The organism is Pseudoalteromonas sp. S1609, from assembly GCF_005887255.1.
Classification (GTDB): domain Bacteria; phylum Pseudomonadota; class Gammaproteobacteria; order Enterobacterales; family Alteromonadaceae; genus Pseudoalteromonas.
This window is the reverse complement of sequence record NZ_PNDJ01000107.1, coordinates 1-6,790: the sequence shown is the minus strand read 5'-3', so window position 1 is coordinate 6,790 and position 6,790 is coordinate 1. Positions and strand designations below refer to the sequence as shown.

At 40.9% G+C, this 6,790-nt stretch carries 6 protein-coding genes; 1 reads left to right on the top strand and 5 read right to left on the bottom strand.

Going from position 1 to position 6,790, the window contains the following annotated elements; genetic code table 11:
• Positions 1–91: 91 nt before the first annotated feature.
• Complete coding sequence (locus CWB76_RS18860; protein WP_138570833.1) at positions 92–889, top strand: DUF2989 domain-containing protein; 798 nt, start codon at positions 92–94, stop codon at positions 887–889.
• Between the two features lie 41 nt (positions 890–930).
• Here the strand turns inward: CWB76_RS18860 and ihfA are convergent, their stop codons facing one another.
• The 5 genes from ihfA to CWB76_RS18835 form a co-directional block, all read right to left on the bottom strand.
• A complete protein-coding gene (gene ihfA / locus CWB76_RS18855) occupies positions 931–1,227 on the bottom strand; it encodes an integration host factor subunit alpha (protein WP_008114070.1) in 297 nt (98 codons plus the stop codon).
• Between the two features lie 2 nt (positions 1,228–1,229).
• Positions 1,230–3,617: a phenylalanine--tRNA ligase subunit beta gene (gene pheT, locus CWB76_RS18850; RefSeq protein ID WP_138609664.1), complete on the bottom strand. Its 2,388-nt coding sequence runs from the start codon at positions 3,615–3,617 to the stop codon at positions 1,230–1,232.
• Positions 3,618–3,632: 15 nt separating this feature from the next.
• Positions 3,633–4,613: a phenylalanine--tRNA ligase subunit alpha gene (pheS, locus tag CWB76_RS18845; RefSeq protein WP_008468473.1), complete on the bottom strand. Its 981-nt coding sequence runs from the start codon at positions 4,611–4,613 to the stop codon at positions 3,633–3,635.
• Positions 4,614–4,695: 82 nt separating this feature from the next.
• On the bottom strand, positions 4,696–5,406 hold the full coding sequence (gene hda, locus CWB76_RS18840) for a DnaA inactivator Hda (protein WP_138609662.1): 711 nt from the start codon (positions 5,404–5,406) through the stop codon (positions 4,696–4,698).
• Complete coding sequence (locus CWB76_RS18835; RefSeq protein WP_171039658.1) at positions 5,406–6,461, bottom strand: DUF2066 domain-containing protein; 1,056 nt, start codon at positions 6,459–6,461, stop codon at positions 5,406–5,408. The genes hda and CWB76_RS18835 overlap by 1 nt, the downstream gene beginning before the upstream one ends.
• Positions 6,462–6,790: the final 329 nt, after the last annotated feature.

Below are 6,790 nucleotides of genomic sequence, written 5' to 3'. Positions count from 1 at the left end.
CACATAGGCTCTGCCTTGCCTCAATACCAAACAGACTGCTGCAAATTCAACCTTGAAAGGTCAACAGACCCTAATAAATTGAGAGACTCGGATGGCTTTTAAGCACATAACCCTCACTTTTGCATTATTGCTTGCAGGATGTGAAGAATCTTTTACCGTTGAAGATGTTTGTGCGCAATCACCCGCCATATGCAATGACCTTAACCACGATAGCCACTGTAAGGCACTGCGAGAGCGTACTATTTTTTCTCGCTACCGCGAATCCTTACAACCAACCGATGAGAACAAATATCAACTACTCAAAGCGTTTGAGCATTACAACCAATGTATTGGCTTAGCCGCTAATATTCAGCATATAAAACTAAAAGGTAAAACTACCGCCCGTCGACGAGCCTACCTCACCAGTAATAGAGAAATGGCACGTATTTATCAGCAAACACAAGCAACCACTCACCCAGGCCTACTCTATTACCATTGGTCAAGAAACAATGATGAAACGGCACTCACCCGGCTACTTGCTCTAGAAAATACCCCCGAGGTGGAAACGAGTGCTGAAATGCAATTTTATTTAGCGTCTTATTACATTAAAGTTGATGAGCAAAAAGCAATTGATTTTTTATACAACACATTGGCATTAAATCAAGTTAAGCAAATACCTGATCCAGAAATATACACCTCTTTAATTAGCCTTTTCTATAAGCACCACCAATATAAGCACGCGTACATTTTTGCCAAAATAGCAGAGCTCTCTGGTATAAAAAATATCGATATATTATTAATTGAGCAGCAATTAATAGCACAAGAAAAGAATTTAGACAGTTTAGATGCTCTCGCCGAGCAAACATTACACCAAATAAACCAAGGAAAATTTATTTCTCCCCGGAAATAATACAACAGATACAAAAAAGGCAGCTTGCGCTGCCTTTTTGTTTATTTTTTGCTTGTGCCTACTTCGACACGGGTCTTTAACTTTTGCCCCGGCCTAAAAGTAACTACGCGACGCGCTGAAATTGGAATATCTTCTCCCGTTTTCGGATTACGTCCCGGTCTTTCTTTCTTATCTCGAAGATCAAAGTTACCAAATCCAGAGAGCTTAATCTGCTCGCCTTTTTCAAGCGCTGAGCGGATTTCTTCAAAAAACGCTTCAACTAAATCTTTGGCATCTTTTTTATTGATCCCGAGCTTTTCAAATAGGTGTTCAGCTATGTCGGCTTTAGTAAGCGCCATATCTAGTCCCTCAACGATGCATTAAACTGTTCGGCCAGTGCGGCCACCACGTTATCAACTACCTGATTGATATCTTTCTCTTCGAGTGTTCTATCAACCGCCTGCAGTGTTAGAGCAATCGCCAAACTCTTATAATTTGGCTCAATACCTTTGCCCTTATACACATCGAATAAGTTTAGGTCAACCAATTGATTTCCGCCAACTTTTCCGATGACGTTTAAAATATCACCAATTTTAACGCTGTCTTGTACTAAAATCGCGATGTCGCGGCGATTTGATGGGAATTTAGACACCCCTACAGCTTGAGGTAAATTTCTTTTTTCTAATGCCGACATTTCAATTTCAAACACAAAAGTAGCATTGTTGATATCTAACGATTTTTGCGCTTGAGGATGTAATGCACCAAAGAAACCTACTTTTTTACCATCAACATAAATAACGGCAGACTGGCCAGGGTGAAGACCATCCGATTGCTCAGCTTTAATTTCAAAGCGGCTAACATCGTTGGTAATTGCAAGTAATGCTTCAACATCCCCTTTTAGGTCATAAAAATCAACGTTACGTTTTTCTTCAACCCAATGCTCACCATGAACCAAACCAGTAATAACGCCACCAATAACAGGCACTTGGTATACACCATTTTCAGCATTTTCATCACTGATAAACTTAAGGCCGTGTTCAAATAAGCGAATACGAGGTTGTTGGCGGTTTTGGTTATACGCAACAGATGAAAGCAACCCTGGCATTAAACTTACACGCATCGCTGACATTTCAATTGAAATTGGGTGCGGCAATACCAATGCATTACACTCAGGGTGTAAAATAGCTTGCGCTTTAGGGTCAACAAAACTGTAAGTAATGGCTTCTTGATAGCCACGTGTTACTAAGGTATTACGAAAACGGCTCAGGGCAACAGTTGACTCATCATGCGTGGTCATTTTCAGTTTTGCAGTTGGTGCAACATTAGGAATGCTGTTATAACCGTATACACGTGCAACTTCTTCAATTAAATCTTCTTCGATACGAATATCAAAACGGTAGCTTGGTACATCAGCACTCCAGCTATCATTGTCAAATTTAACATCAAGTCCTAAACGCGTCAGAATATCGGTTACTTTCGCATCTTCAATATGATGACCAATAACGCGGTCTAAACGTGAACGACGTAAACGTACTTCAGTTACCTTTGGTAACTTATCAGCAGCCACAGCTTCAACAACAGGACCCGCTTCACCACCAACAATTTCAAGCAGTAACGCTGTAGCGCGCTCCATTGCATCATGTTGTAGAGCAAAGTCTACACCACGCTCATAGCGATGAGATGCATCGGTGTGTAAACCGTAGCTACGTGCTTGACCAGCAATGGCAACAGGGTTAAAGAATGCGCTTTCTAACAGAATATCAGCTGTTTTTTCAGTAACGCCAGATTGCTCACCACCAAAAATACCAGCAATGGCTAGCGCTTTATGATGATCGGCAATCACTAATGTCGATTCATTTAACTTTGCAGTGTTACCATCAAGTAAAACTAATTCTTCACCTGCGTTTGCACTACGTACTTTAATTCCACCCTCAATAGCATTTAAATCAAATGCATGCATTGGGTGACCAAGCTCTAATAACACAAAGTTAGTCACATCAACTACCGGGTCGATTGAACGCACACCACTACGGCGTAGCTTTTCAACCATCCATAGAGGTGTTTCAGTATTAAGGTTAATGCCTTTGATAACACGCCCTAAATAACGAGGACAAGCTTCATCGTTAACCAACTCTATTGATACTTTATCTTCAATTGTCGGTGCTACCGCTGGAATACTTAATGTATTAACATCAATGCTGTTCAGTACGCCAACTTCACGAGCAAGGCCTTTAATACCTAAACAGTCACCACGGTTAGGGGTTAAATCTACATCTATGATGTTGTCATCTAATCCTAAGTATTCGCGTAAATCTGTGCCAATCGGCGCGTCAAGCGGCAATTCCATAATGCCATCGCCCTCTTCGCTAATGCCTAGCTCATCAAACGCACACAACATGCCGTATGATGGTTGACCACGAAGTTTGGCCTTTTTAATTTTAAAATCACCTGGTAATACTGCACCAACAGTGGCAACAGCAACTTTAATACCTTGGCGGCAATTTGGTGCACCACAAACAATATCAAGCAGTTCATCACCACCAACATTAATTTTTGTTACACGTAGTTTATCTGCATCAGGGTGCTGGCCACATTCAACCACCTCACCTACAACAACACCATTAAATTTGGCTGCTGCCGGCTCTACGCCATCTACTTCTAAACCAGCCATTGAAAGCTGTTCCGAAAGAGCTTGCGTATCAATTGCAGGATTTACCCACTCTCTTAACCACTTTTCACTAAATTTCATTTTATTTCTTCACTCTTAACGGAACTGGTTTAGGAATTTTAAGTCGTTTTCGAAAAACGCACGTAAATCGTTTACGCCGTAACGCAACATAGTTAAGCGCTCTACACCCATACCAAAAGCAAAACCGGTGTATTTTTCAGGATCGATACCAACAGACTTAAGTACGTTAGGGTGAACCATGCCACAGCCTAATACTTCTAACCATTTACCATCTTTACCCATTACATCAACTTCAGCTGAGGGCTCTGTAAATGGGAAGAATGAAGGACGGAAACGAATTTCCATATCTTCTTCAAAAAAGTTACGTAAGAAGTCATGTAAAATACCTTTGAGCTCAGTAAAGCTAACGTCCGTATCGACCATTAAACCTTCCACCTGATGGAACATAGGTGTATGTGTTTGGTCGTAGTCATTACGATATACACGCCCTGGTGAAATTATACGAAGCGGCGGCTGCTCTGTTTCCATGGTACGAATTTGCACACCACTAGTTTGAGTACGCAACACCAACTTAGGATTGAAGTAAAAGGTATCGTGGTCGGCGCGAGCTGGATGGTGCTCAGGAATATTAAGCGCATCAAAGTTATGAAAATCATCTTCAACTTCAGGGCCTGATTTAACTTCAAAGCCTAGTTCACCAAAAAAGCTTTCAATACGCTCAATTGTACGTGTTACTGGGTGAAGGCCACCAGAAGGCATAACGCGCCCTGGTAAAGTTACATCGATAGTTTCAGCAGCTAGTTTTTCTTCAAGTGCTTTACTCGCTAAAAGCTCACGCTTGTCATTAATTGCGCTTTGCACATCTTGCTTAGCTTGATTGATTACCTGGCCTGCTTCTTTGCGTTCTTCAGGAGCAATTTTACCCAGTGTTTTAAGTAAGCTGGTGATCTCGCCTTTTTTACCAAGGTAGTTAACCCTGATCTCTTCTAGTTGCGCGATTTCACTGGCACTGGCAACTGCCTCAAGTGCTTGCGCTAATATATTTTCTAAGTTCATTCGATACCTGATCTTTCAAAGAAGGTGATTACAATTTAGTTAGCTAATGATAACTGAAAGCGGGGTCTAGATTCTAGACCTACTACAGCTTTAGCGTTGATTTTATGAAAGGAATAGTTAATTTTCGCTGTGCAGCCATGGATGCGTGATCTAATTTGTCTAATACATCCAATAATGCGCGCATATCACGACTTAAACGGGTTAATAAAAACCGCGCGCATTCGTCACTCAGTTCAAGACCGCGCATGTTAGCCCGCTTTACTAACGCTTGTGCTTTATCATCATCACTCATGGAGCGAATTTGAAAGGTGGTCCCCCACTTCAAGCGTGATTCTAAATCAGGCAAGCTAATATTAAGCATATTTGGCAGTAAATCAGCAGTTACTACCAGCATTTTATTAGGCTCATTAAAGCGGTTGAAGAAATTAAATAACGCTTTTTCCCATGCATCATTACCCGCCACTAAGTGAACATCATCAATACATAATACATCTAGCGCCTCAAGACCATCTAAAACCATCGGGCCAAAATGTAGAACTTCTCGCATTGATAGCAGCATATTCGATAAGCCACGCTCTTGGGCTTGAATACAGGTGGCGTATAACAAATGGGATTTACCTGAGTCTCCTAAGCCACACAAATAAGTATACTGAAAAGCTTGAGATAGCTTAGAAAAGCTATCTTTAAGGTGGTTAACCTCTAATGAGTCTTCTCCCCCAAAATAAGAGGCAAATGTTTCATCATCAGGTAAAGTAACCGGTAGCGCCATTTGCATTGGCTCTTGAGTTATCATTAGTTTTCAACCCATTGATACTCTAGGCTTTGCTTATCAACTATGTGATAAAAAGCACGGGGGTCGACATAATCTTTAAAGGCATTATCAAGACCAAGGGCTTTTTTAAGATCGTTTACAGTGCCGGTATGATCTAGCTTAAATTCAACAGAATCGGGAGTTTTACGTATAATAACCGCTTGGGTGACAACACTTAGGTTGAGTAGACGGCGCTTTGCCAACTCTATATCCACAAAATTACCTGTCCCTTTTAAGGTCAAATTGGCAGTACGTTGCTCATAATACGCATTCGGATCGATCGCATATTCGCCAGCTAAACCTTGCGCTAAATCATCAATCATTTGCGCAACGATTTGCTGTCTATAGCCAATAATTCGGTTAGATTCAAACATTTCGTCATTAGTAAAACGCCAATCTAATACCCAATTATCGGAGTTAAACTCTTGATACATTCTAGCAGTAATACTGCGCTCAGCACTGTAACGTTTAGATGCCTCTTCTACTGGTTCAGAAAAGTTCCCCCAAACCTCAGGGACACCAACAAGGCGTCTATCTTGTAAATCAAGCAAAGGTACAACGACAGGTAATCCACGACGGCTTGCCTTATCATAAATGAGCTGCTCTAACTGTGGGTAACTTTCTTGAGTTACTAGCTCTCGTTGCCTGTTATCTTCAATCCCTAACCAGATTGCAACCAGTGGTCGTTGCATTCCCCATAATGGCAAATTAAGCTCTTTGATTAGTGCATCGATTTTTCGTGCTTCAAACTTAACTAATAATTTAAGCTCTCCGGGGATACGCTCATCATATTCAAATTTCAGAATATAATCGGATATATCTTTAGTGCGTTGCTTAGCGACTCGATTTTCATCTGCGCTTTTGTCACCACTCACTTTTACTAATACGTTAAGCAACGCTTTGCGGCTAGCGTCTAAACGAGTATCACGAGATTTATCTTCTACGACCAAAATATCTTGATATAGATCAGTTACTTCAACTGCTGATACAGAAACACAAAAGAAAATGGATAAGGCGCTAATTAATAATCTATACACAGGCAAATCATTCATGGTTTTAAACTGTTTTGATCCTAAATCAAAGCCAGTAACAAAGCAAAATTATATTTTTCTCAGTCACTAACGCCATTAAGCTCGCTTTAATGATCATAAAAAAACCTCAAAGTAAATACCGACTAATTGGAGTCGGTGCGCTACTTAATTACGGCAATCACCTAGAATATTGTCGAGATACTAAACCCACGATACGGTGGTCAGTTTGACGCAGTGCAACTGATAGCTGACGGCTGATAGCTAATATTTTCACTTTCCTGCAGACGTAAAAAAACCCGTCACATTCCGTAACGGGTTTCTCTTATTTGGAGCCT

Coding starts and splice junctions, on each gene's coding strand:
- ihfA (WP_008114070.1), bottom strand. CDS start 1,227: ATGGCGCTTACTAAAGCCGACATAGCTGAACACCTATTTGAAAAGCTC.
- pheT (WP_138609664.1), bottom strand. CDS start 3,617: ATGAAATTTAGTGAAAAGTGGTTAAGAGAGTGGGTAAATCCTGCAATT.
- CWB76_RS18860 (WP_138570833.1), top strand. CDS start 92: ATGGCTTTTAAGCACATAACCCTCACTTTTGCATTATTGCTTGCAGGA.
- hda (WP_138609662.1), bottom strand. CDS start 5,406: ATGATAACTCAAGAGCCAATGCAAATGGCGCTACCGGTTACTTTACCT.
- pheS (WP_008468473.1), bottom strand. CDS start 4,613: ATGAACTTAGAAAATATATTAGCGCAAGCACTTGAGGCAGTTGCCAGT.